Origin of the sequence: Pedobacter mendelii (assembly GCF_014635725.1) — a bacterium.
Classification (GTDB): domain Bacteria; phylum Bacteroidota; class Bacteroidia; order Sphingobacteriales; family Sphingobacteriaceae; genus Pedobacter; species Pedobacter mendelii.
This window is the reverse complement of sequence record NZ_BMDJ01000011.1, coordinates 19,104-44,270: the sequence shown is the minus strand read 5'-3', so window position 1 is coordinate 44,270 and position 25,167 is coordinate 19,104. Positions and strand designations below refer to the sequence as shown.

Here is a 25,167-nt window from a genome sequence, read left to right as displayed (position 1 = left end):
ATAAACTACTGTTATTGCTTTCCAAACCATAAAGAATATAACTGTAACAGGTTTGTGCAGAATTAAAATTTATAGAAAGCCTTTAAAGTCTTAACTTCGAAAAATTTTATCGAAATGAATAAGCTTAAGTCGGTTTGCGTGTATTGCGGTTCAAACTTTAATGGCGATGTACAATTACGAAATGCAATTAAACAACTTGCAGAAACACTGGTTAAACAAGAAATTAGATTAATTTACGGTGGTGGAGGTGTTGGAGTAATGGGTGTTTTAGCCAACGATGTTTTAGAACTTGGTGGTTTAGTAACAGGAGTAATCCCTCAGTTTTTGATGGATAAAGAAGTTGGGCATAAAGGCATTACCGAAATGATTGTTACCGAAAATATGCACCAGCGTAAACAAAAAATGGCTGATTTATGCGATGGTTTTATTATTTTGCCTGGTGGTTTCGGTACCCTTGAAGAATTTTTTGAAGTTCTAACCTGGTTGCAACTTGGTTTACACAGTAAACCAATAGGCGTTTTAAATGTTAATGGTTTTTACGATCCCTTATTTACTCAAATGGAAGTGATGGTTCAAAGCAAATTCTTAAAGCCTGCCAACCGCGATTTAGTTTTTAACGAAGCAGATGCTGAAATTTTAATCGCTAAAATGGATAATTTTTCGGCTGTGCCTGATGAAGTTTGGTTTAAAGAAAGAAACTTAATCTAATAGCTAATTAGTAAATTTTTTATACAACTTTCGAATTAACAATAGAACAATTTTGGCAATAAACAATTCATAAAATGCAAATCATTACTTCTCACGCAGAATTTGAACAACAGTTAGGTAAAGAGCTTGGCGTTTCATCATGGCATACAATTACACAGCAACAGATAAATAAATTTGCAGATGCTACTTTAGATTATCAATGGATACACGTTGATGAAGAAAAAGCAAAAAACGATGGTCCATTCGGCACTACAATTGCTCACGGTTATTTAACACTTTCGTTAATTCCATATCTCTGGAAAGAGATTGTTGATATCCAAAACCTTAAAATGGAGATTAATTATGGTATTGAAAGTTTACGATTTGCACAGCCTGTAAAGGTAAACAGTAAAATAAGATTGAAAGCTAAACTGGCCTCAATTATTAATTTACGGGGTGTTACTAAGGTACACATGGGAATCGAAATGGAAATTGAAGATCAAAAGAAGCCTGCTTTTACGGGTGAGGTTGTTTTCCTATATCATTTTATTACGGCTTAATTTTATCCGCCTTTTTTATATTTAATCTTTTTTAAATTTCTTTTTAATAAATCCACCTAGCGATTGATCTTCCAAATCTTCTAAAGTGCTTAATTCTAACTCAAGTGCTTTCGTGCTGATTTGAATTTCAATTAATGAAATTATCAGCGAAATTGTAAAGAATATTAAACTGATTGCAAATAGAACTTCCGCAATAGTATTCCATTTTAGGTAGATAAAGAACATGCAAAATAAACATGTACAAAAACTTAAAACGCCGAAAGCCTGCATGTTTTTGATAAGTTTTAACCGATAACGGAGATTTTTAATCTGATTTTGCAAGCCGATGTTTTTCTCGCTTTCTTCATACTTTGCTTTTAAACTTCGTACGAGTGCGGCTAAAGCAAGGAATCGATTGGTGTAAGCCAGCATAATTAAACTGATAGCAGGAAATAATAATGCAGGGATGTTTACGGTTAGTTCCATTTAGCTGTGTTTGCTCAAAAATATTGTTTTAAATGGATATCTGTTTATTTAACCGCAAAGGAGGCTAAGTTTTTCGCTAAGAACGCAAAGTTAGGTGATTAATTTTAGCCACAGATTCGCAGATTATCTGGAATTTAGGCACAGAGAATAACAAGCTTTCATAGAGATGCACAAAGTTTATCAGAAGCTTAATTAAGAACAAGCCGTTCTAATGTTGATAGGAAAAGGTTTTAGTTTAGTGCAAAATCTCTTTTTTGTATCCTCTGTGATTAAAATTTCTCTTGGTACTTTGCGGTTAATCAAACTTGTAGACCGGAAACCATTTCAGTCTCCACATCTTTTTCTAAAAATAAATTTAAATTGCCTCCATGAATATCGAATTCAATAAAAATGAGGATGTAAATAAACAGCTTGTATATGAGCTGAAAATCAAACTCAAAAAAATATATTTAGGTGGCGGCGAAAAAAATGCAGCCAAACAAAAAGAAAAAGGTAAGTTATTAGCTCGTGAACGTGTATCTTATTTAATTGATGATGGTTCTGATTTTTTAGAAATCGGTGCTTTTACAGCCGATGGAATGTATGCAGATCAAGGAGGCTGCCCGTCTGCAGGAGTTGTGTGCGGAATCGGCTATGTAAGCGGAAGACAATGTATGATTGTAGCAAATGACGCAACCGTAAAAGCTGGTGCGTGGTTTCCGATGACCGCTAAGAAAAATCTTCGTGCGCAGGAAATTGCCATGGAAAACCGATTGCCAGTAATTTACTTAGTAGATAGTGCCGGCGTTTATTTACCAATGCAGGATGAAATTTTTCCTGATAAGGAGCACTTTGGTAGAATGTTTCGCAACAATGCAATAATGTCGGCTGAAGGAATTGTTCAAATCTCTGCAATTATGGGTGCTTGCGTTGCTGGTGGCGCATATTTACCAATTATGAGCGATGAAGCAATGATTGTTGATAAAACAGGTTCGGTGTTTTTGGCGGGTTCTTACTTGGTAAAATCGGCCATTGGCGAGGAAGTTGATAACGAAACTTTGGGCGGTGCAACTACACATTGTGAAATATCTGGCGTTACCGATTATAAACATCCAAACGATGAGGCTTGTCTGGATAGCATCCGTAATATTATGAGCATGTTGGGAGCACCACTAAATGCTGGTTTTGATAGAATTAAGCCTGCAAAGCCTAAAGAAAAAGAACAGGAATTGTATGGAATTATTCCAGAGAATAGGGATAAGCAGTACGAAATTATGGATATCATTAGCCGATTGGTTGATAATTCTGAATTTGAAGAATATAAACAAGGTTACGGACAAAGTATAGTTTGTGGCTTGGGTCGGATAGATGGTTGGGCAGTTGGTATTGTTGCAAACCAACGTAAAGTTGTAAAATCGAAAAAAGGGGAAATGCAGTTTGGTGGTGTAATTTATTCTGACAGTGCCGATAAAGCAGCACGTTTTATTATGAATTGTAATCAGAAAAAAATTCCACTGGTATTTTTACAAGATGTTACGGGTTTCATGGTTGGTAGTCGTTCAGAGCACGGTGGAATTATAAAAGACGGTGCCAAAATGGTTAATGCGGTTGCCAATTCGGTTGTACCGAAATTTACAATTGTTATAGGAAATTCTTATGGTGCAGGTAACTATGCCATGTGTGGTAAAGCTTACGACCCAAGATTAATTTATGCCTGGCCAACAGCAAAAATTGCAGTAATGGGCGGTTCACAAGCTGCTAAAACCTTACTACAAATACAGGAAGCATCGCTGAAAGCGAAAGGTGAAGTAATTACGGCCGAAAAAGAAGCAGAATTATTAAATGAAATAACGGATAGATACAATAGCCAAACAACTCCATATTATGCTGCTTCTCGTCTTTGGGTAGATGGTATAATCGATCCGTTAGAAACACGAAAAGTAATTTCTATTGGTATTGAAGCAGCAAATCAATCGCCAATTACAAGAAAATTTAATGTTGGTATTATACAAACATAGGATAATAACAATTTAAGACACCTTAGGTATACTTAAATTCCTAAGGTGTTTTAGACGGTGAAAACATTAAGCGCTGTATTAAAAGCGATGTTAATAAGTAAACTATGTTGACAATGTGCACTTGCCAACAATTATTTAAAGCATTAAATTTGCGTAACAAAACGAATTTCAAACAAATATTATAATGTCACAAGAAAACGAACACGTTCAGTGTTTAATTATAGGTTCAGGTCCGGCGGGTTACACAGCAGCAATTTATGCAGCCAGAGCTGATTTAAAACCAATTATGTATACAGGTATGCAGGCGGGTGGTCAATTAACACAAACTACTGATGTAGAAAATTTCCCTGGTTACCCACAAGGAATTATGGGGCCAGAAATGATGGAAGATTTCCGCAAGCAAGCAGAACGTTTTGGAACAGATATTCGCTTCGGTTATATAAGTTCTGTTGATTTTTCATCTACACCTCACAAAGTTGTTGTTGATGAAATTAAAACCATAACAGCAGATACAGTTATTATTGCAACAGGTGCAACTGCCAAATGGTTGGGCTTACCAAGCGAACAACAATATAATGGTTTTGGTGTTTCTGCATGTGCTGTTTGCGATGGTTTCTTTTTTAAAGGACAAGATGTTGCCATTGTAGGTGCTGGAGATACTGCTGCTGAAGAAGCAACTTACTTAGCAAAATTGTGTAAAACTGTACATTTATTAGTTCGTAGGGATGAATTCAGAGCATCAAAAACAATGGTAGCACGCGTATTAGCTACGCCAAATATTATTGTACACTACAATACCGAAACGCAAGAAATTTTAGGTAACGGTAAAAATGTTACTGCCGTTAAAGTATTAAATAACAAAACTGGTGAAGAAACCGACATCGCTGTCGAAGGCTTTTTCGTAGCCATTGGGCATAAACCAAATACCGATATTTTTAAAGGTCAGCTTGATATGGATGAAACTGGCTATTTACTTACCAAACCAGGTTCTACCCTAACCAATGCCGAAGGTGTTTTTGCTTGTGGCGACGTTCAGGATATGTATTACCGTCAGGCAGTTACAGCTGCAGGTTCTGGTTGCATGGCCGCATTAGATGCCGAAAGGTATTTAGCGGCTAAAGAACATCCGGTAGAAGCTTAATTTTAATTTAAACAATTTTTAAAATCTCTTTTATTAGTTTAAGAGAGATTTTTTTGTGCTTTAATATTAGTGAACAAACGTTTGATAGAAATTGTAACAGAAATGTGGGATTTATAATTGCTCATAATATCTATCTTGGTTTGATTTAAATAGAAAAATTATCCTAACCACAAACAAAATCATGAACAAAGCATTATCGATTTTTATTGGTGTATTAATTAGTACCAGTGTCTCTGCACAAACTGATCCTAATCTTGGAATCATTCCTGCGCCTGTATCCATAACTCGGGCAAATGGAAATTTCATTTTAGATAAAACAACAGTTTTAATTAATAAAAGTATTGATGGTGAAAAATCAACTGATTTAATAAATGCTTTTATTGTAACAAAAGCTGGCTTCGCATTAAGAGAAACAAAAGCAGTATCGCCTAATCAAAAAAGCATTCTACTAACATCAGTTGGAGCAGATAAATTACCTGCTGAAGGTTATACCATAAAAGTTACGCCTGCTCAAATCATATTGACAGGTAAGGGCGCAGGTTTATTTTATGCTGTGCAGTCAATTATGCAAATGATGCCTGATAAAGTTTCAGATAACATTATAATTCCTGCAGTTGATATTAACGATTACCCGCGTTTCGGATATCGGGGAACGATGTTGGACGTAAGTCGTCATTTCTTCCCAATTTCATTTATAAAAAAATATCTTGATCAGTTAGCCTATTATAAAATCAATACTTTTCATTGGCACTTAACGGATGACCAAGGCTGGCGATTGGAAATTAAAAAATATCCAAAATTAACCTCAATAGGTTCATCAAGAAATGGAACCATTATTGGCAACTATCCTGGAAATGGAAATTACTTAACAGAAGTAAAAGGTTTTTATACTCAAAATGAAGCTAAAGAAATTGTAAAATATGCAGCAGATAGATATATAACTGTAATTCCTGAGATTGAACTACCTGGTCATGCTTCTGCAGCAATTGCATCTTATCCAGAGCTGAGTTGTTTTCCCAATAGAGATACTTTTATTGGAGATAAAACGCCATGGTCTGGCAGTAGAAAAGGAAAGCAAGTACAACAAACCTGGGGAGTTTTTGATGATATTTTTGTTCCCTCAGAAAATACATTTAATATGCTAAATAACATCCTTGATGAAGTTATTGCAATTTTCCCCTCAAAATACATCCATATTGGTGGTGATGAAGCACCAAAAACTTACTGGAAGGAATCACCATTTTGCCAGGCTTTAATGAAAGAAAAAGGCTTAAAAGATGAACACGAATTGCAAAGCTATTTTATTCAAACCATTGAAAAACATGTTAATGATAAGGGCCGATCAATTATTGGTTGGGATGAAATTTTAGAAGGCGGTTTAGCACCAAATGCTACAGTAATGAGTTGGAGGGGTGAAGATGGTGGTATTGCTGCGGCGCAACAAAATCATGATGTAATTATGACTCCAGGTTCTATGGGGTTGTATATCGATCATAAACAATCAAATTCTCCCGATGAGCCTGTAACAATCGGTGGTTTTGCACCCTACCAAAAGATTTATGGATATGACCCAATCCCGAAAATTTTAACTGCCGACCAAAGAAAATATATAAAAGGAGTTCAGGCAAATATGTGGTCTGAATATATTAAAACACCTGAAAAAGCAGAAAATCATGCTTTTCCAAGGTTATTGGCACTAGCTGAAATCGCCTGGAGTCCGGTTGAGCGAAAAGATTTAAAGAATTTTACAGAAGAGCGTTTACCTATACACTTAGCACGTTTAGATAAATTGGGTATTAATCTCTGGATTCCAACGCCAATTGGTCAAAGTGATAAAACACTTACCGGAGGAGATTTCTCCATCGATTTAAAAGTACCAATTACTAATGGAAAAATTTATTATTCGCTGGATGGATCCCGACCTTCCGAAAATGCCTTCCTATATAATTCACCAGTTAAGGTAATTGTTCCACAAGGTGAAAAAAGAACTTTAAAAACTATTGTAATAGCAGCAAGCGGTAGAAGAAGTGTTACAACAGAAACGATTTTAAATAATGGTGCTCTAGATGTTAAACCTGAAGCGAAAAAATAAATCACTTTGTTTTAAAATGCTATTTACTTAATTTGGGGAAATATAAAACATCTCAAAAAAGAATGATAATAAAAAATTATACTTTACAGCATCTTTTGCTTTTAGCAGGGATGCTGTTCTGTTTTGCTTGTACAGAAGAAAAACCTGCAGAGATAAAAACGGAAGCCGTTAAAGTTCAAAAAAATCCTTTTCGGTTTTACAAGGATATTGAAGTTAAACCTGGATTGAACTTTGAGGTGCTCAGCTGGGGGAAAGGGGTAGATTCAATAGGTGGTTATCAAATTTTGATGTCTGATTCGGTTCGGAATAACTACAAATCTACAGCGGTAGAGCGCAAAGGTATTATAACTGATGTTTGGAATATGGATTTAGATAATGATGGTAATCCTGAACTATACATTCAATTATTAAGTAAGAAAAACGTATCCGATTTAAATGTGTTTGAATATTCAGGTGGTAATTTTAATAAAATAAGTTTTCCTTCTTTAAATTCATCGCAAAAGAGGGTGTATGTAGGCAACGATAAATTCTTTATAAAAAATGGAGACTTATTTCGGTCATTTCCTGCAAGAGATGAGGCAGATTCTGCCAAAACTGTAACTAAAACATATCAATACAAATTAAGTGGGAATAGCTTTTCTACGATCGAGTTAAAACCAGAGTAGCATTAATTGATTTTCAGATAAAAGAATCAATTTTAAAGCCGAAAAATTCTTGTTGTAATTTATACAGAAATGGAGAATGAAAAAGACAAATTCACAATTACAGCCCGATTTAAAAGTTTTAAATATGCATTTAATGGTTTAAGGCATTTTTTTATAGTCGAGCATAACGCAAGGATTCACCTTGTAGCTGCGGCTTTTGCAATTGTAATATCGTTTTATTTAAATATTTCTACAACAGAATGGATTGCAATTTTTACAGTAGTTGTTATTGTTTTTATTGCTGAAATCTTTAACTCATGCATAGAAAAACTTGCTGATGTGGTTTCGCCAGAAATTAATTCTCAAATTAAGTTAGTTAAAGATATGGCTGCTGCTGCGGTTTTAATTGCGGCAATATTAGCATTAGCAGTTGGGGCAATTATTTTTTTACCAAAACTATTTTGAACTGCTTGCCGCTTTCGATTCTTCCATTTTATCGCTGATAATTTCATCCCACCTGGCCTGCATTTTATGATTGCTTCCGTGTTCGGTTTCTTCATCATAATTTTTCTGCATCGTGTCGAAATAATCACTAATCTCATTGGCCAAATCGGCAATTTGTATTTTATAATTTTTAACCGAATACGACCGATTTTTTAAAACTCTATCGGCTTCCATAAGCAGTACATATTGAATATTTACGTGCCCTTGTTCATGGTGAAGAAGATTTTCTCTTCCTTCTTCAGATTTGACTTTATCTAGTTTAACCCATGACCTATTTTTATCAATGGTAATTTCATTTTTCAATTTTATTTCAACCCTATTTCGGTAAACGGTTGAGCCATAACTGTATTTCCAGGTCATGGCTGTTAGTGCATAAAATGGAGAATTAGTATCAGGCTTACCTTTAAAATGAATGTTCCAATCCAATTGTTCGGGCTCACCATAATCCTGCCTAGACATAAGCGGTAAAAACACCAAAAGAGATAAAGTAACTAAAAGGTTTTTCATAGATAAAGGCTATTGTAAAAACCGTGCCTAAATTATTCTGATGCCGAAAACTGTGCGCTTATACGCTCGAATTTTTCAATGAGTAAGGCTATTCTTTCTTTTTCACGTTTAATTACTGCTTTTCTTAAAATTGTGGAGCAAAAAATAATCCATATTGCTGTAAATCCAATTGCTAATGATTTTTGAATAGTGTTAAAATGTGAAAGTATTTCTACAAAATAAAATATCATGCCTAAAGAAAGTGCGATAACATAGAACCAGTAAAGTGTATTGTAAAGCTTGTATCTATTTAATTGATAAGTTTTTAAACTGTTTAAATATTCATTTGGATGCACCGTATAATCGCTTTTCGATATTAATTTGTGGTCGCGATATAGAAGTAAAGTATAAACGCCAATTGCAATCAAAGTGATACTAATTCCAACATGTGTTGTCCACGATTCAAAATGAAATAGTGCCCACATTATTGCAATTGCTAAAAAAGAAGCAACCATACCTAAAATATTTAAAGCAGATTTAAGCTTTAAACCATTCACCTCCTTTTTAGCTTGTTGCAACATTTCATCAGCAGAAACTTTAACTTCTACCTCGTGCTTTTGCCACAACTCCTGTATTTGATCAAACGCTTGCATACTGGTTATATAGTTCTGTTAATTTTTGTTTAATGCGGTGAATTTTAACCCTCAAATTGCCTTCGCTTATGCCCGAAATATCTGCAATTTCATGGTATGGTAATTCATCCAAAACCATAGTAATAATTAAACGATCGTTTTCTTCGAGTTTAGAAATACATGTGTAAAGCAATGCTACCTGCTCATTTTTCTCAGAAAATTCTTCAATTTTATTTTCAATTATATTATCCGTCAGTTCATCTTTTGCCTGACGTTTTTCTGAGCGTAAATAAGTTAAGCATGTGTTTACAGCAATTCTATATATCCAGGTAGAGATTAAAGATTTGTTTCTAAACTTATCCAGGTTTTGCCAAACTTTTAAAAATGTTTCTTGTAAAAGATCGTTAGCGGCATCGGTGTCGCCCGTATAACCATAACATAAATGGAATATTTTTTTGGAATTCGAATCGAAGATCTCTTTAAATAACTTGTCTTTTTGTTCCATTTAAGGGTTATAATTACTTTTTAGATGGTGCGATTAAATTTTTGTTACAGGGAAATTCAAAAATAGAATAATTTTCCTGCTATGCCGAAATCAAAATTTGTTACGAAGCGTAAATATCGTAGTTTTACCAAATTAACAGCGCCACAAAATAATTATTCATGAAGAAAAACAGACTCACGCTTTTCATTTTTATAGCGCTGATTGCAGGAATTGCTTTAGGCTACATTTTAAATGTTAACTCAATTGATGTTTACAATCAAAAAATACTTAACGCCGATGCAAAAGTTAAAAGTATTGAAGTTAGTATAGCAAAAACGACAGATACAACTTCTGCAGTTTTTACTCAATTAAAAGCGGATAAAAAGGCTAACTCAAAAATCAAAAGAGAAAACGAAGAAATAAGAGAAAAAAAACTGGAGTATTTTACTTTATTAAGTGATATTTTTCTTCGTTTGATAAAAATGATTGTTGCGCCTTTAGTATTTACAACACTTGTTGTTGGTGTAGCAAAGGTTGGTGATATTAAAGCTGTTGGACGGATTGGCGGTAAAACGCTTGGTTGGTTTTTAGCCATGTCATTAATGTCGTTGGTTTTGGGGTTAATACTTGTAAATCTTTTCGAGCCCGGTAAACACATGAAACTGACGTTGCCTGATCAATTGGTTAACACAGGTATCCAGAAAGCATCAATGAGTGTAAAAGATTTTATTGCGCACGTTTTTCCAAAAAGTATTGCCGAATCTATGGCGACAAATGAAATTCTGCAGATTGTAGTATTCTCTTTATTTTTTGGTGTTGCTACGGCCGCAATCGGTGATTTAGGTCAGGTTGTGATTAAAGCTTTTGATGCAATTGCTCATGTAATTTTAAAAATGACAGGTTATGTAATGAATTTTGCACCACTTGCCGTTTTCGGAGCCATGACTGCTATTGTGGCTAAACAGGGCTTAAATGTTTTAAATACCTATGCTATTTTTATAGGTGAGTTCTATTTTGGTCTTGCTGTTCTTTGGACACTCCTTATTTTTCTTGGATTTTTAATCCTTAAGAAAAGGGTCTTTCGTTTGGTTAACGATATGAAAGAACCTGCAATTCTAGCATTTAGTACCGCAAGCAGCGAAGCTGCTTACCCTAAAACGATGATGCTTTTAGAACGTTTTGGCTGCAAAGATAAAATTGTAAGTTTCGTTTTGCCATTGGGTTATTCCTTCAATTTGGATGGTTCGATGATGTATATGACCTTTGCATCTTTATTTATTGCTCAAGCTTATGGAATACATTTAGGTTTCGAACAACAAATCTCTATGCTTTTAATTTTAATGTTAACCAGTAAAGGAATTGCAGGTGTACCAAGAGCATCACTGGTTGTAATTGCAGGCACAATTGCAAGCTTTAATATTCCTGAAGCTGGTTTAGCCTTATTAATTGGTATAGATCCATTATTAGATATGGGCCGTTCTGCAACAAATGTTGTAGGTAATAGTATTGCTACCGCTGTTGTTAGTAAGTGGGAAGGCGAGCTTAAGGATAGCTAGGATTTACAGGATTTTAGGATTTCAAGATTATTGCGGGTAAATCAAAGATTTATTTTGATTTTAATATGTCATGATAACCGATGAAAATTTTGAAATTTGTTTCAATTTTTAAATTGAAAAAGGTTTAATCATTTAGTTATTCAAAATTCACTCATTCAATAATTCATTCATTCAATAATTCAATCATTTACAACTGTGTCAAACAAAGGAAAGAAAATATTTTTAGCGCTAACCATCATCCTCCCGATGATAATTTACTGCTACATCTATTATAAACCCATTATACAAAATGCTCCGTTCAGGAAAAACGATTTTGTTTATATGGATTATAAATGGGGAATTAAAGATACTTTAGAAAACCAATACAATTCTAAAACTGGTGCATATCAATATGTAAATAGTCGCGATTCTATAATAACAAAAAAGGTGCTATTGAAAAGTGATGATATTTTGTACATCCATAGCAAAGCAAATGAATTAGGTTTATGGAATTTTCCTGATACAATAGGGGTGAAGAGTGCGAAATCAATGTCTGTACCGCGTTATGATATGCTTTTTCAGTATAAAGAAAAGGCAAAACATGTTGTTGTTTATGGAGATTTTGACGGAAATCCAAAACTTTTAGATGCTGCTATGCAAATGAGAAAAATTATCGAAGAAACAATAAATCAGGCAGAAAAAAGAAGTGGAAAATAAATATGGTAAATATTTATTTGTTTATTTAGTTGACCATAAAAGTTATACTAAAAATATTTTCGATATCTGTTTGTGTGTTAATTGAATTTGTTCTATATTTGCACCTCGTTAAATAAAAATTAAAAAACTAATATTTAAACAATGTACGCAATAGTAAATATAGCAGGACAGCAATTTAAGGTTGCTAAAGACCAGCACCTTTTTGTACACAGATTACAAGGAGATGAAGGCGCTAGTATTGAATTTGATAACGTATTGTTGGTTGATAATGGTGGTGCAATTACTGTAGGTGCTCCTGCGGTTAAAGGTGCTAAAGTTTCAGCTACTATCGTATCTCATTTAAAAGGTGATAAAGTAATTATTTTCCATAAAAAACGTAGAAAAGGTTATAAAAAGAAAAATGGTCACCGCCAGTTTTTCACTAAGATTCAGATTTCTGACATCACTCTATAATTAATTGTTAACCCAATAATTCGCTTTTTAGCGAGTTACAAAATATAAAATCATGGCACACAAAAAAGGAGCCGGTAGTTCGAAAAACGGACGTGAATCGCATAGCAAGCGTTTAGGTATTAAAATTTTCGGTGGGCAATTGGCTATCGCTGGAAACATTTTAGTACGTCAACGTGGTACAAAACATCACCCTGATAAAGGCGTTGGTATTGGTAGAGATCATACTTTATTTGCTTTAGTTGATGGAACTGTTATTTTCAAAAAGAAACAAGATAACAAATCATACGTTTCTATACTTCCTATTACAGAAGCTGAAATTGAAGCTGCAATTGCGAAAGCACCTATTGCTAAAAAAGAAGTTGCAAAAAAAGAGGTTGTAGCTGAAACCGTTATTGAAGAAGCACCAGTAAAAAAAGCGCCTGCTAAAAAAGCAGCAGTCAAAAAAGAAGAATCTACTGAAGAAGCTGCTCCTGCAGAATAATTAGTAATTAACTTATATTAAAAAGCTCTCGAATTTTTCGGGAGCTTTTTTGCGTTATAGCTTTTTTCAGAAAGTTAAACTGTGTTAAATAACACTTTTTAACAATTTGCCGATATAAATTAGCTGAAAATATATCGTGATGAATTTTAAAATTACAAGCTTTTTAGCATTAGCCATTTTTTTTGCAAACTTATCTTTAAAAGCGCAGGATGTTGAAGAGAATATTAGAATGGTTAAACCCTTTAAGGCTGATGGAATATCAAATGAATGGGATGAACCGCTTAACCAATACAATGATGCTACGAAACTAGCTTTCGCCTTAGCTAATGATGATAAAAATCTTTACATTATCATAGAATCGCTAGATCCTCAAACCACATTTAACATTTTAAGAGGGGGAATAACTTTAAATATTAATACTCAAGGTAAAAAGAGGGATGGTATTAAATTAACGTTTCCATTGATGGATAGACCGCAAATTTCTAAAGATGGAACATTGTCCGAAGGAAAAGATGAACTTATCCCACCTCGCGAAAATGATGAACGTGGTCATGATCAGGCCACAATAAATAAAAGAATTAAAGTCTCTGGTTTTAAAAATATTAAAGATGGTAACCTGCCGGTTGTAAATGAGCATGGTATTGAAACAGGAATGAGTATTCATCCTAATAGAGACCTTATCTATGAATTGATTATCCCTTTGGCTCAATTAGATGTTAGTTTAAATCTAAACAAACCACTTATTTACAACATTAAACTTAATCAACCCGGTAAACAAGAGTTTAAAAAACAAGGGATGCCTGAAGGCGCTGGCGGAAGAAAAGGTGGAATGGGCGGCGGTGGAATGGGTGGTGGAGGCGGCCGAGGTGGTATGAATGGAGGGAAAATGGGTGGTGGTGGACAACGACCTACGGGCCAAGGTTTGGAAGGTTCGGATTCTAAGAAATCTGATTTTTGGATAAAATATAAACTTGTAAGAGCTTAATCCCTATAAAAATACAATTAAAAAAGTCGGTTATAATGCCGACTTTTTTAATATTGCCTAGCCATTAACTGTTTAGTCAAGTCCAAAATATTAGCTTTAGCTTCATTGGTAGCATTAATTTGTGCCATATAAGATAATGCTTTATTCAGGTAATTATCCAAAGTTTCTTTAGCAATGTTCTGAATGTCTAAAACATCATAAACTTGCTTAATTGCCTCAACCTTTTCCTTTGCATCAAATTCTTGGTAACCAGTCCAGGTTTGAAGCGACTGCAGATTCTCAGTTTCTGCAAGCTCAAATGCCTTTAATAAAAGGAATGTTTTTTTATTAGCAATAATGTCTCCACCAACTTGTTTTCCGAATTTTTCAGGGTCTGCATAAACATCTAAAATATCATCCTGAAGTTGAAAAGCAATGCCAATATTTTCGCCAAACTGATAGATTAAATCTGCATCTTTTTCTGAAGCTTCTGCTATAATTGCCCCAAGCTTTAAAGCACCCGCTAGTAAAACTGCTGTTTTCAGTCTAATCATATTGATGTATTCTTCAATACTTACATCATCACGATTTTCAAATTCCATGTCCAGCTGCTGTCCTTCGCAAACACCTTGTGCAGTTGCATTAAAGGTATCGAGCACATCTTTCAAATAAACAGGATTTACTTTTGCCAGGTTTTTATTGGCCTCAACCATCATTACATCGCCACTTAATATTGCGGTGTTGGTACTCCACTTTTCATGAACAGTAGCTTTTCCTCGTCTTAAAGGAGCATTATCCATTATGTCGTCATGAACTAAAGTGAAGTTATGAAACACTTCTACTGCCATTGCTGCATGAATGGCATCATTGGGGTTTTTGCTAAATAATTCTGCCGACATTAACACCAAAAGCGGACGTATTCTTTTACCGCCTAAATTGATAATGTAAGTTATCGGATCGTAAAGTTGTTTTGGATTTTCTGGAAACTTTAAATTTTTAATTGCCGTTTCTAAAATCTCTTGTAACTGTAATATGCTGGACATTCGTGGTTTTAAGGGTTAATCATTGTTCCAAAGGCATTTTGACCTTCCATCAACTTGCTGAATTTATCTTCAAGAGATGTTTGCTTAACAATTGGATTATTTTGCCAAAAATCGGCATTATATTTTATAGATTCTACAACATTTTTATCTTTAGTATCTCTTCTTACATTTTGGAAACTTTCATTCTTTATATTATTATCTTCCTGATATACGGTTAAGAGCGAACTTACAGTAGCACTTAAATCGGTAGAGCGCATTCTGTCTGCATAAATTATTGACAAATACATTTTTGTGGATATACTTTCTAAAATATTTACCTCTGCTGAATTGCTTTTAAATGTTGCGATTGTTTTTACAATTGGTGGATATTTGAAACCCGCTCCATTATCTAAATCCATCGGAAGATTTAGGATATTATTCTCCACTCTGTATATTTTGAAATCTTCTGTTCCTACGTAAAAAGTAGAATTCGCATAAAATTGATTTTTGCCAGCTTTGTTAATTGTACATGTAATTACAGCAATATCCTGGTCTGCCTGTTCTATGTATCGTTCAATTTCAATAGTATATTTATCTAGTGTTTTTTCGGTAACAAAAGTGCCTGAATTGGGTTGCGTGAGGTAGCCGCTTGAGCTAAAAGTAAAATAAGATTGGTTACTTAAATTGAATGCAGATTGGTTTTTACTTTCTGCAAATCGGGTTTGCCTGGCTATCCAACCTGTAGTTTTGCTAACATTCCATTTAATATCGTAAAATATTTCGTGGATTTTAGTTGGGTTGTTGTTTACAGAAGTTAACTGCCTGTAAAAGGCTTTTAAGTAGTAGTTCTCGTCTTTATATTTTGTGGCTTTTTCAAAAGCACTTTTTAATAATTTTTTTCCGCGATAAGGATCAATTGTTACTTCAGCTAAATTTATTGCTGCCTGCTTTAGCTTAATTATTAAATTATCTGAAGAACTTTTAATTTCAAATTCTGAAATCAGATAACTCACATGGCTAAACTTTAATTTTAAAGGAAAGCCCTTAGCTTTAATTACAAAATCTCCGTTTTCATTACTAATCGAAGTTGCCTGACTACCAATAATCATTAACGAAACAAAAGGTATTGGCTCACCGGAAACCTCGTCAATAACCTTGCCCTGTATGGTTTGTGAATAGCTTTTTACAGCATAGGAAAAAAGTAGAAATAGAATAATATTTTTTAGCATTTATAAAACTAATGAAAAATCTATCTGTCGTTTAGCGAGGTCTACTTTTTTAACTTTTATTATCACTTCATCACCTAATTGATACTTTTTCTTTTTGCGTTGCCCAATAATACAGTAGTTTTTTTCGTCAAGTACATAAAAATCATCAGATATTTCGCGTAAGCGAACCATTCCTTCGCATTTATTTTCTTCAATTTCGACATACATACCCCACTCGGTTACACCTGTAATAATGCCTTGATAAACATTACCTACATTTCCTTCCAAATATTCTGCCTGCTTGTATTTTATTGAAGCACGTTCCGCTTCTGCTGCTCTTTTTTCCATAGCGGAAGAATGTACACTTGCAACTTCGTAAAATTCAGCATCTGCCGATTTACCGTTAGCAAGATAATCTTCCAATAAACGGTGAACCATTACATCTGGATAGCGGCGAATAGGAGAAGTGAAGTGCGTATAATATTCAAACGCCAGGCCATAATGACTCGTCTTTTTTGTTGTGTAAATTGCTTTAGCCATCGAACGAATAGCTAAAGAAGTAAGTACATTTTGTTCTTTCTTGCCTTCAACATCGGCCATTAAATGATTTAATGATTTCGCAATCTCCTTATCAGATTTTGTGTTGATTTTATATCCAAAACGTGATGCGAAATTTGCAAATGTATTTAGTGTTTCCATGTTCGGAGAATCGTGGACACGGTAAACGAACGTTAATTTATTTTTTCCCTTTAGTTTTGTAGCGATAAACTCGGCTACTTTTCTATTGGCTAAAAGCATATAATCTTCGATAAGTTTATGAGCATCTTTGCGTTCTTTAACATAAACACCAATTGGCTTACCGTTTTCATCCAGTTTAAATTTCACTTCGGTACTTTCAAAACTGATTGCACCATTTTTAAACTTTTTATCGCGAAGGATGTAGGCAAGCTCATTCAGTTTGAGGATTTCTTCAGCATAATCTCCTTCTTTATTTTCGATAACTTCCTGTGCTTCTTCATAGCTAAAACGTCTGTCAGAATGAATTACTGTTTTGCCAAACCATTCAGATTTAATATTTGCCTCATTATCTAATTCGAAAACAGCTGCAAAGCACAGTTTGTCTTCATGTGGGCGCAAAGAGCATACACCATTGCTTAGTCTTTCAGGAAGCATTGGTATCACTCTATCAACTAAATAAACTGATGTAGCTCGACTGTAAGCTTCTTTATCTAATTCTGTTCCCTGGATTACATAATGAGAAACATCGGCAATGTGAATACCAATTTCATGATTTCCATTAGGTAGTTTCTGATAAGAAATAGCATCATCAAAATCCTTGGCATCGGCTGGGTCGATTGTAAAAGTTAATGTTTTTCTAAAGTCTTTACGTTTTACAATTTCAGCTTCTAAAATTTCTTCTGGAATGGCATTTGCCTCTTTTTCTACAGCAGGAGGGAATGATAGCGGAAAACCATATTGTGCTAAAATGGCATTCATTTCTGTGTTATTCTCGCCCTGGTCGCCAAGCACATGCTTAACTGTTCCTATCGGATTTTTTGCACCTTCTGGCCAATCGGTTAGGCTAACTAAAACTCTCTGACCATTTTTCGCTCCAAGAGTATCAGTGAGTGGTACAAAAATATCGTGCATCATTTTTTTATCGTCTGCAATTACAAATGCAAATCGTTCGGATATTTTAATAACACCAGTGAAGTCTGATTTCGCTCTTTTGATAATTTCGACTACTTCACCATCATTTTTTCTTCCATTCTTTTTAGCAAAGACATAAACCTTTACCAAATCGCCATGTAAGGCATTTCTTAATTTACGGGGAGCAACAAATACATCTTTTTCCAGTTCATCATCAGGTACAATATAAGCAGAACCGTCAGCCGTCATATCTACACGACCTGTAATGAAGTTTTGTAATTCTTTAAGTTTAAATTTTCCTTTTTCAGGCTCCAGAAAAATTCCTGCGCTTTTACCTTCTTTTAAAACTTCTAGTATGGTTTCTCGTGATTCTTGATCATCAAGATTTAATTTGGCAGAAACCTGCTTGTAATTAAGTGGCTGATTACTGTTTTTTTCAAAGACATCACTAACCAGTTGATTCAGAACGAATTTTATATTTGCAGATTTTTTCTTTGCCATGTGCTAATCGTATTTTATCGAAGATACAGAAAAGATGGAAATGAATGATAATGTAGGATGGAAAATGGATGATGAATGACCAAAATTGATGGAAAATGTGAAATGGAAAATGGGAAATGGATGATGGAAGGTCGTACAACATCATCCATCTTACATCTTCCATATTATGTGCCTGGAATTGCATCAATTAATTTTTTAGTGTAAGCGGCTTTGGGTGAATTAAATATTTCTTCTGGAAAGCCTTCTTCCTCAATTTTACCTTTATTCATTACCAAAATTCTATCGGAAATATGCTTAACGACGGCTAAATCATGAGAAATAAAGATATAGGTTAAACCAAACTCTCTTTGCAAATCTTTAATCAGATTTAAAACTTGTGCCTGTACAGATACATCTAATGCAGAAACAGATTCATCGCAAATAATAAATTTTGGTTCTAAAGCCAAAGCTCTTGCGATAACAACACGCTGCCTTTGTCCGCCACTAAATTCGTGTGGATAGCGATTATAGTGTTCTTGTTTTAAACCAACTTTATCTAATAACTCTAAAACCTTTAACTTCCGTTCAGTTTCATTTTTATAAAGATTGTGAACTGTTAAAGGTTCCAAAACAGATTGGCCAATAGTTAATTTTGGATTTAGTGAAGCATAAGGATCTTGAAAAATGATTTGAATATCTTTTCTCAATTTCCTCATTTCAGTTTTGCTGACATGAGTAATGTCTTTTCCTTCAAAAATTATACTGCCCGAAGTTGGTTGAATTAATCTTAAAATACTTCTTCCTAATGTGGTTTTTCCACAGCCAGATTCACCAACCAAACCCAATGTTTCTCCCGGGAAAACATTGAAATTTATCTTATCTACAGCTTTAACATATTCTTTATTTTTATTAAAAAATCCATTATTTATCGGGTACCAAGTTGATAAATCTTTAACTTCAAGTAATGGTTTTTTTGCGTAAATTTCAGCACGTCTAACTTGTATTTCTTTTTTAGTTATTTGATTAGATGGATTTAAATGTGCTGATGCATCTTCAACAATTCCCGTCAAAAAATCGGCAACAACAGGCAGTTTCTTTAGTTGAAGTGCCGGCGAAGGCTTGCAAGCCAGTAATCCTTTTGTGTAAGGATGTTGTGGATTAAGAAATATGTCTTTTGCAGCTCCTTGTTCAACAATTTCGCCTTTATACATTACCGCAACTTCATCTGCAATTTCATGTACTACACCTAAATCATGCGAAATGAAAATCATCGCCATTTGGCGTTCTTCTTTAAGTTTCAATAGCAACTGCAGAATTGTTTTTTGAACGGTTACATCAAGTGCAGTTGTAGGTTCATCGGCGATTAAAAGTTGCGGATTGCAACTTAAAGCCATTGCAATCATAACCCTCTGTTTTTGTCCGCCAGAAATTTGGTGGGGATAACTTTCAAATATTTTTTCAGGTCTGGGAAGCTGAACTTCTTCAAAAAGAGCATTGGTATGCTTCCTGGCTTCTGCTTTTGTTACCTTTCTATGTAGAATAATTGCTTCAGCAACCTGATAGCCACAGGTAAAAACAGGATTTAAGGAGGTCATGGGTTCCTGAAAAATCATAGAGATTTTATTTCCACGATACGCTCTGATTTCGTTTGAATTTAGGCTTAGTAAACTAACGCTATTGAAATCTATATCGCCCCTAATTTTAGTTAAGCGTTCATCATGTAAACGCATAATAGAAAATGAAGTTACTGATTTTCCAGAGCCTGATTCTCCTACAATACCTAATACAGTTCCTTTTTTAACATTAAAACTAATTTCCTTTACAGCTTTAAACCAGTTTTTTTCATCCTGATTAAAGAAATCAATACTTAAATTTTCTACGTTTAACATCAGGTTACAATTGTAATGTTTTCTGGTGGAATTATATTCATGCCTTTAAATTTTAAAAGTACCTGGGCTGTTGTAATTACATCTTTCTGGCAATACGTAACAATCTGTGGCAGATTCTTTTCTTCATAATAAACTTGCCGAACCATACTGCCATCAATATCATCTTTAGGCGTTAGAACATTTAATATTGCTGCAAGTAAATTTAAGGATGTATAATGTTTATAGTCGCCAAATTTCCAAAGTTCCATGGTATCAATATGATTTACCTCCCAAGGCTTTTTGCCAGAAATTTGAAGTTGGACAGGAATTTCTATGCTGTTAACCAATAATCGTCTACATAAATATGGGTAATCGAATTCTTTTCCATTATGTGCACAAAACATTAATGTTGGAATTTGCTTTTCTAATAAAGTTGAAAAATCTTGAAGTAATTCGGTTTCATTATCATTAAAAATAGATTTTATGCGGAGGTGTTGTATTTTATTTTGTGTATAAAATATTCCTAAGCTAATGCAAACTATTTTCCCAAACTCAGCTAATATTCCTGCTTTCTCATAAAACTCATCAGGTGTTTGCTCAGGCTTTCTCTGATAATGTGTTTTTTGCTCCCATAAATCTTGTAAATGAGGTGGAACATCATCATAAGAGGCATATTGAGGTACAGTTTCAATATCGATAACCATAACCTGATTCAGATCAACTGTTTTTAGCATAAAACAAGATAACAAATTATTTTTCAGTTCTCAAGGCTAGTCTAACGATAAATTAATTCATCAGTTCTACAATTTGTTAAATTTGAATATTGCTAAAACTAAATTTAAACATTCGTTGGAAAATAGTGCTCATAAAATCCTTTCTGATTTGTTGGGAGATTGAAGGGAAATACTAAAACCTGGTTTGAAAAAGATGTGCTTCCAGATGAATTAAGTATTGTTGGCCAAATTAGTTCAATTTTAGGCAATCGATTTATTTATTACAATTATGAGGGGACTTTAAAAGGTAAATTTTTTGAAGGTAAAATGTTTATCGGTTTTAATATTCCGTACAACTAATTTATAAGCAGTTGGATTGATAGCTTTCATATGGGAACACAAATTATGCTCTTGAGTGAGCTGCTATCGAAAAGGTTTTTTCTGTTTTGGGAACTTATGGGAGTCTTGAATATGGTGACTAACTTTGGGGATAGAGAACGGAATTTGAAACTGTAAATAGCAATGAAATTACAATTTTTGCTTTAACATTTCGCCCGAAGGTGAAGAAGCTAAAGCAACATGTTGAGCTTGTCGAAACATCTTGTTTGAGTTCTTCGACAAGCTCAGAATTACAATTATTATTAAAATAAAGTAGGTGCTGGTGCAGATCCATTGGCCATCACAGGTATTTTCAAATCCGTTCCAACAGCTTTATTTAATTTTTCAATAAAATAGGAAGATAAAAGGGGAGAAGCCAATTCTACATTTTGGTGAACGAAAAAATAAAGATTTTGTAAACCTTGTTTTTTCCAGTCAACAATTCTCTCGATCCATTCATCTAAACGGGTGTAATCGCTTTCATGATTTGCGCCAACATATCGAACAAAAGCTGTAGGTGTTGTTAACCGCATGTGAAGCATATCTCTTCTTCCTGCTGTATCAACAATAATATTTGTAATTCCATTTTCCTCAAACAATTGGGCAAATTCATCTGCAACAGCGGTATTCGAAAACCACTCGCCGTTTCTAACTTCAACACTTAAAGGTATTACTTTTGGGAATTCCTGGACTACGGTTTTGAGCCTATCAAAATCTTTTGGTTTAAAGTTGTCATGAAGTTGAAGAAATGCCATGCCGAGTTTATCCTCAAAATTACTTATCGCATCGCAGTATTGTTCTACTGGTTCTTTAACGTTGATTAGTCTTTTAAAATGGCTTATCGTGTTTGTGAGCTTCGGAAAAAACTTAAAATCAGAAGGCGTTTTTTGCGTCCAGGTTATAACTTGTTCGCTGCTTGGCATTCCGTAGAAAGTTGCATTCAGTTCTATTGAATTAAACTGGGTAGAGTAGTAGGTTAGCTCATCTTTCGTTCCTTTAGGATAAAAGCCTTTTAAATCTGCTTTATTCCATTTGGCGCAACCTACAAAAGCTTCGAATTTTTGCTTAGGCTTGTTTGCTTTTAAAATAGCTGCTGTTTGAGGAGCATCTGCAGGAAGCGTGAAATCTATAATTGATGGGTCGTCTACTTTACCGAATTGCATGTTGAGGTTTTTAAGTAACCGCTAAGTTAGCAAAGAAAGTTGCGCAAAGAAACACAAAGAAAATATTTTGCAATGGAATGGTCGCTGTAACCCTTAGGTTGTAGGATTGATTCTTGCCTTACGATGGTAATTTAAAAAAATGCTAAGAAATTTTTCATTTTACTTTATTTCTTAGCATTCGTTGTAAAACCTCAGCCTATTAAAGTTTGAAGTTTGGGCAAATTATGTACTATCCCTCTCCTTGAAGAGAGGGAATTAATATTTCTACTGAAAGGGCTAACTTAGTGTTCTTTGCGCCTTAGTGGTAAAAATATTCTTAGCGTCCTTTGCGGTTAAAACTAGAAACTAATAACCTAAAATCTTCAGAACCTGTTTACTATTTTGTTCTTCACCAAAAACCTCAAAATTGAAACTTTCATCGCGGTTTCTGCGAATTAATACATGTTTCGGGCTTGGCAATAAACAATGGTGAATTCCTCCATAACCACTCAATACTTCCTGGTAAGCACCGGTATGGAAGAAACCTAAATACTGAACTTTACGGGTTTTCGGCATAAATACGCTATTCATGTGCGCTTCCTGGTTATAGTAATCTTGCCCATCGCAGGTTATTCCGCCTAAGTTAACACGCTCATATTCAGCATCCCAGTTGTTAATTGGTAATAAAATATATTTTTGGTTAAGTGCCCAAACATCTGGTAAATTGGTAATAAAAGAACCATCTAACATTAACCAACGCTCGCGGTCGTTTTGTTGTTTACGGCCTAAAACTTTGTACAAAATACCAGAAGCCTCAGCAACTGTATATTTACCAAATTCAGTAATAATATCCGGCTCCATAACATCATGTATGGCACAGATTTCTTTAATCCTTTTTACAATCTCGTTTACCATGTATTCGTAATCGAAATCGAAAACCAATGAATCTTTAAATGGCATTCCGCCGCCAATGTCTAAAGTATCTAAATCGGGATTTATCTTTTTAAACTTACAATAAAGCGTTACATATTTTTCTAATTCATTCCAGTAATAAGGAGAATCGGTAATACCAGAGTTGATAAAAAAGTGTAGTAACTTAACACGGAAATTTGGATTATGAACGATTTTATTGTTGTAGAAATCGATAATATCTTCCATACGAACGCCTAAACGCGAAGTATAAAACTGCGAATCAGGTTGCTCTTCAGCTGCAATGCGAATACCTAAATTACAAGGTGTATCAATATCAACCTCATCATCAAAAAGATTAAATTCCTCTTTGTTATCCAAAACCGGGATGATGTTAGTATAACCATCATGCAACATATCGATAATGTATTGCTTGTATTGATATGTTTTAAAACCGTTGCAGATGATGGTTGTATCTTTAGTTAAATGTCCTTTTTTCTCTAAAGCATCAACCATGGGCATATCAAAAGCCGAAGAAGTTTCCAGGTGAATGTTGTTCTTCAGTGCTTCTTCTACAATATGGCGAAAATGCGAACTTTTTGTACAGTAACAATACTTATAATCGCCACGATAATTGTTTTTTAAAATGGCAGTTTGGAAAAGAATCTTTGCTTGCTGAATCTTTTTACTCACCATGGGTAAATATGTGAAACGTAGGGGAGTGCCATAAGTTTCAATCATTTCCATCAGGTTTAAATCCTGAAAATACAATTCATCATCTATAACATCAAAGCCATCCTGTGGAAAGCCAACGCTTAGATCGAGAAATTCTGAGTAACTCTGCATTTACTTTTAAATAATTTTTGCAAAAATGTAATTTTAAATTGAGAATTAATCTTTATTGAAAAAATTTTTACTGTTGGGAAACGCTTTAAAGGTAAGACTTATGGTTTTATTTCCTGCAGATTTTGTTGATTCCCGCAGATTTGAATTAGAATGGCAATTACCAGGCAAAAAAAGGTAACTAATTAAATTTTATTTAACAGGTAAGTGGATCTCAGCCAGCATACATCTAGCACTACCGCCACCATTTTTCTCGATGGTGTATAGTGGGGCATAAATTATTCTGCTGAATGTTTCCAATTTGCTTATCTGCTCTTTCTTTAGGGATAAAAATGCCTGTTCTGACATAACTAATAAGCTTTCATTACTCGCGTTTGAGACCTGCAACATATTACCTGCGAAATGGTTCATCTGTTCCAGACTGATTTCTATTATTTCTTTTCCACTGTCAATCACGCTCAAAGCCAGTTGCTTTTTTTCCTCCGGGTTTTTAATACTATCTAAACATAAAACAGCAAATTTATCACCAATGCACATCATCACATTCGTGTGATAGATAGGAAAGTTAGAGTTATCAACCGCTTGAAATGCAATATGTTGATAACCCGTAAGCAAGCAAAAGTTATTTAAAACTTCTTCATCTGTGCGAACGCTTAAACAGGCATAGGCTATTTTGTTGGTTCTATCTAAAACCATACTGCCTGTACCCTCTAAAAAGGCATACTGCTTTTCGTAGAAACTTATATCGCTAATATGGTTTACCTCAAATTTTTCTTTCAATCCGTCCAGAATTTCACTTCTACGCTCTAATCTTCGGTTCTCTGAAAACATCGGATAAAGAAAAACAGAACCATCATCGTGAAAAGAAACCCAATTATTAGGGAAAATAGAATCGGGTGTTTCGGGCTGCAAGGTATCATCAATAACGGTAACATCAACGCCTTTTTCTCTAAGTAAAGTAACAAAACCATCAAACTCTTTTAAAGCTAAGGTTTGTACATCGCTTTCGGTAGATGCGATTTGAAATTTATTATTGCCTGCGGTTTGCTCGTTAAATTTAAAATCAACAGGGCGAATCATTAGTATGTGGTTGGTGGTTTGCATTTTAGTAA

General features: G+C 34.3%; 25 protein-coding genes. 13 read left to right on the top strand and 12 right to left on the bottom strand.

Annotated features, from left to right (window positions below; translation table 11 throughout):
* Window positions 1–114: 114 nt before the first annotated feature.
* Both IEV50_RS16690 and IEV50_RS16685 read left to right on the top strand, forming a co-directional pair.
* Window positions 115–708 (top strand): LOG family protein, encoded by a 594-nt coding sequence (locus IEV50_RS16690; protein ID WP_188416516.1) that lies wholly within the window; start codon window positions 115–117, stop codon window positions 706–708.
* Between the two features lie 74 nt (window positions 709–782).
* The gene (locus IEV50_RS16685; RefSeq protein WP_188416515.1) at window positions 783–1,247 is read left to right on the top strand and encodes a MaoC family dehydratase; all 465 of its coding nucleotides are present in this window, start codon (window positions 783–785) and stop codon (window positions 1,245–1,247) included.
* A 21-nt stretch (window positions 1,248–1,268) separates the two neighbouring features.
* Here the strand turns inward: IEV50_RS16685 and IEV50_RS16680 are convergent, their stop codons facing one another.
* Window positions 1,269–1,712, bottom strand: a complete 444-nt coding sequence (locus tag IEV50_RS16680; RefSeq protein WP_188416514.1) for a DUF2721 domain-containing protein — start codon at window positions 1,710–1,712, stop codon at window positions 1,269–1,271.
* A gap of 368 nt (window positions 1,713–2,080) precedes the next feature.
* Between IEV50_RS16680 and IEV50_RS16675 the strand changes: the two genes are divergently transcribed.
* The 5 genes from IEV50_RS16675 to IEV50_RS16655 all read left to right on the top strand — a co-directional run bounded on the left by IEV50_RS16675 (window position 2,081) and on the right by IEV50_RS16655 (window position 8,051).
* Window positions 2,081–3,709: an acyl-CoA carboxylase subunit beta gene (locus IEV50_RS16675; RefSeq protein ID WP_188416513.1), complete on the top strand. Its 1,629-nt coding sequence runs from the start codon at window positions 2,081–2,083 to the stop codon at window positions 3,707–3,709.
* Window positions 3,710–3,893: 184 nt separating this feature from the next.
* Window positions 3,894–4,850, top strand: a complete 957-nt coding sequence (trxB, locus tag IEV50_RS16670) for a thioredoxin-disulfide reductase (protein WP_188416512.1) — start codon at window positions 3,894–3,896, stop codon at window positions 4,848–4,850.
* A 181-nt stretch (window positions 4,851–5,031) separates the two neighbouring features.
* Window positions 5,032–6,942 (top strand): beta-N-acetylhexosaminidase, encoded by a 1,911-nt coding sequence (locus IEV50_RS16665; RefSeq protein ID WP_188416510.1) that lies wholly within the window; start codon window positions 5,032–5,034, stop codon window positions 6,940–6,942.
* Between the two features lie 62 nt (window positions 6,943–7,004).
* The gene (locus IEV50_RS16660; protein WP_188416508.1) at window positions 7,005–7,607 is read left to right on the top strand and encodes a hypothetical protein; all 603 of its coding nucleotides are present in this window, start codon (window positions 7,005–7,007) and stop codon (window positions 7,605–7,607) included.
* Between the two features lie 69 nt (window positions 7,608–7,676).
* Window positions 7,677–8,051: a diacylglycerol kinase gene (locus tag IEV50_RS16655; protein ID WP_188416506.1), complete on the top strand. Its 375-nt coding sequence runs from the start codon at window positions 7,677–7,679 to the stop codon at window positions 8,049–8,051.
* Here IEV50_RS16655 and IEV50_RS16650 read toward each other — a convergent pair.
* Genes IEV50_RS16650 through IEV50_RS16640 form a run of 3 tightly spaced genes read right to left on the bottom strand, consistent with a single transcriptional unit; the run spans window position 8,043 to window position 9,713 of the window.
* Entirely contained in the window at window positions 8,043–8,597 is a 555-nt protein-coding gene (locus tag IEV50_RS16650; RefSeq protein WP_188416504.1) for a DUF922 domain-containing protein, read from the bottom strand. The genes IEV50_RS16655 and IEV50_RS16650 overlap by 9 nt on opposite strands.
* Before the next feature lie 32 nt (window positions 8,598–8,629).
* Complete coding sequence (locus tag IEV50_RS16645; protein WP_188416502.1) at window positions 8,630–9,229, bottom strand: hypothetical protein; 600 nt, start codon at window positions 9,227–9,229, stop codon at window positions 8,630–8,632.
* Complete coding sequence (locus tag IEV50_RS16640) at window positions 9,216–9,713, bottom strand: RNA polymerase sigma factor (protein ID WP_109924789.1); 498 nt, start codon at window positions 9,711–9,713, stop codon at window positions 9,216–9,218. The genes IEV50_RS16645 and IEV50_RS16640 overlap by 14 nt, the downstream gene beginning before the upstream one ends.
* A 158-nt stretch (window positions 9,714–9,871) precedes the next feature.
* Between IEV50_RS16640 and IEV50_RS16635 the strand changes: the two genes are divergently transcribed.
* From IEV50_RS16635 to IEV50_RS16615, 5 genes are all read left to right on the top strand, one after another.
* On the top strand, window positions 9,872–11,248 hold the full coding sequence (locus tag IEV50_RS16635) for a dicarboxylate/amino acid:cation symporter (protein WP_188416500.1): 1,377 nt from the start codon (window positions 9,872–9,874) through the stop codon (window positions 11,246–11,248).
* A 195-nt stretch (window positions 11,249–11,443) separates the two neighbouring features.
* On the top strand, window positions 11,444–11,944 hold the full coding sequence (locus IEV50_RS16630) for a hypothetical protein (protein WP_188416498.1): 501 nt from the start codon (window positions 11,444–11,446) through the stop codon (window positions 11,942–11,944).
* 141 nt (window positions 11,945–12,085) lie between these two features.
* Entirely contained in the window at window positions 12,086–12,397 is a 312-nt protein-coding gene (rplU, locus tag IEV50_RS16625; RefSeq protein ID WP_056090270.1) for a 50S ribosomal protein L21, read from the top strand.
* A gap of 52 nt (window positions 12,398–12,449) precedes the next feature.
* Entirely contained in the window at window positions 12,450–12,878 is a 429-nt protein-coding gene (gene rpmA, locus IEV50_RS16620; RefSeq protein ID WP_188416495.1) for a 50S ribosomal protein L27, read from the top strand.
* Window positions 12,879–13,017: 139 nt separating this feature from the next.
* A complete protein-coding gene (locus IEV50_RS16615; RefSeq protein ID WP_188416493.1) occupies window positions 13,018–13,863 on the top strand; it encodes a hypothetical protein in 846 nt (281 codons plus the stop codon).
* A gap of 47 nt (window positions 13,864–13,910) precedes the next feature.
* Here the strand turns inward: IEV50_RS16615 and IEV50_RS16610 are convergent, their stop codons facing one another.
* The 5 genes from IEV50_RS16610 to IEV50_RS16590 form a co-directional block, all read right to left on the bottom strand.
* Complete coding sequence (locus tag IEV50_RS16610) at window positions 13,911–14,885, bottom strand: polyprenyl synthetase family protein (protein ID WP_188416491.1); 975 nt, start codon at window positions 14,883–14,885, stop codon at window positions 13,911–13,913.
* 8 nt (window positions 14,886–14,893) lie between these two features.
* Window positions 14,894–16,093 (bottom strand): carboxypeptidase-like regulatory domain-containing protein, encoded by a 1,200-nt coding sequence (locus IEV50_RS16605; protein ID WP_188416488.1) that lies wholly within the window; start codon window positions 16,091–16,093, stop codon window positions 14,894–14,896.
* Window positions 16,094–18,223 (bottom strand): ribonuclease R, encoded by a 2,130-nt coding sequence (rnr, locus tag IEV50_RS16600; protein ID WP_188416486.1) that lies wholly within the window; start codon window positions 18,221–18,223, stop codon window positions 16,094–16,096. It abuts the gene before it with no gap.
* 164 nt (window positions 18,224–18,387) lie between these two features.
* Window positions 18,388–20,091: an ABC transporter ATP-binding protein gene (locus IEV50_RS16595; protein ID WP_188416483.1), complete on the bottom strand. Its 1,704-nt coding sequence runs from the start codon at window positions 20,089–20,091 to the stop codon at window positions 18,388–18,390.
* Window positions 20,091–20,804 carry a 3'-5' exonuclease gene (locus IEV50_RS16590; RefSeq protein ID WP_188416481.1) on the bottom strand — a complete coding sequence of 238 codons (714 nt, stop codon included), beginning with the start codon at window positions 20,802–20,804 and terminating at the stop codon, window positions 20,091–20,093. The genes IEV50_RS16595 and IEV50_RS16590 overlap by 1 nt, the downstream gene beginning before the upstream one ends.
* A 159-nt stretch (window positions 20,805–20,963) precedes the next feature.
* On the opposite strand from IEV50_RS16590, the gene IEV50_RS19685 reads away from it, so the two are divergent.
* Window positions 20,964–21,143, top strand: a complete 180-nt coding sequence (locus tag IEV50_RS19685) for a DUF1579 family protein (protein WP_229746775.1) — start codon at window positions 20,964–20,966, stop codon at window positions 21,141–21,143.
* A 281-nt stretch (window positions 21,144–21,424) separates the two neighbouring features.
* Here the strand turns inward: IEV50_RS19685 and IEV50_RS16580 are convergent, their stop codons facing one another.
* The 3 genes from IEV50_RS16580 to ctlX form a co-directional block, all read right to left on the bottom strand.
* On the bottom strand, window positions 21,425–22,324 hold the full coding sequence (locus tag IEV50_RS16580) for a DUF72 domain-containing protein (protein WP_188416479.1): 900 nt from the start codon (window positions 22,322–22,324) through the stop codon (window positions 21,425–21,427).
* A gap of 345 nt (window positions 22,325–22,669) precedes the next feature.
* On the bottom strand, window positions 22,670–24,058 hold the full coding sequence (locus IEV50_RS16575) for an arginine decarboxylase (protein WP_188416477.1): 1,389 nt from the start codon (window positions 24,056–24,058) through the stop codon (window positions 22,670–22,672).
* Window positions 24,059–24,247: 189 nt separating this feature from the next.
* On the bottom strand, window positions 24,248–25,159 hold the full coding sequence (gene ctlX / locus IEV50_RS16570) for a citrulline utilization hydrolase CtlX (protein WP_188416474.1): 912 nt from the start codon (window positions 25,157–25,159) through the stop codon (window positions 24,248–24,250).
* Window positions 25,160–25,167: the final 8 nt, after the last annotated feature.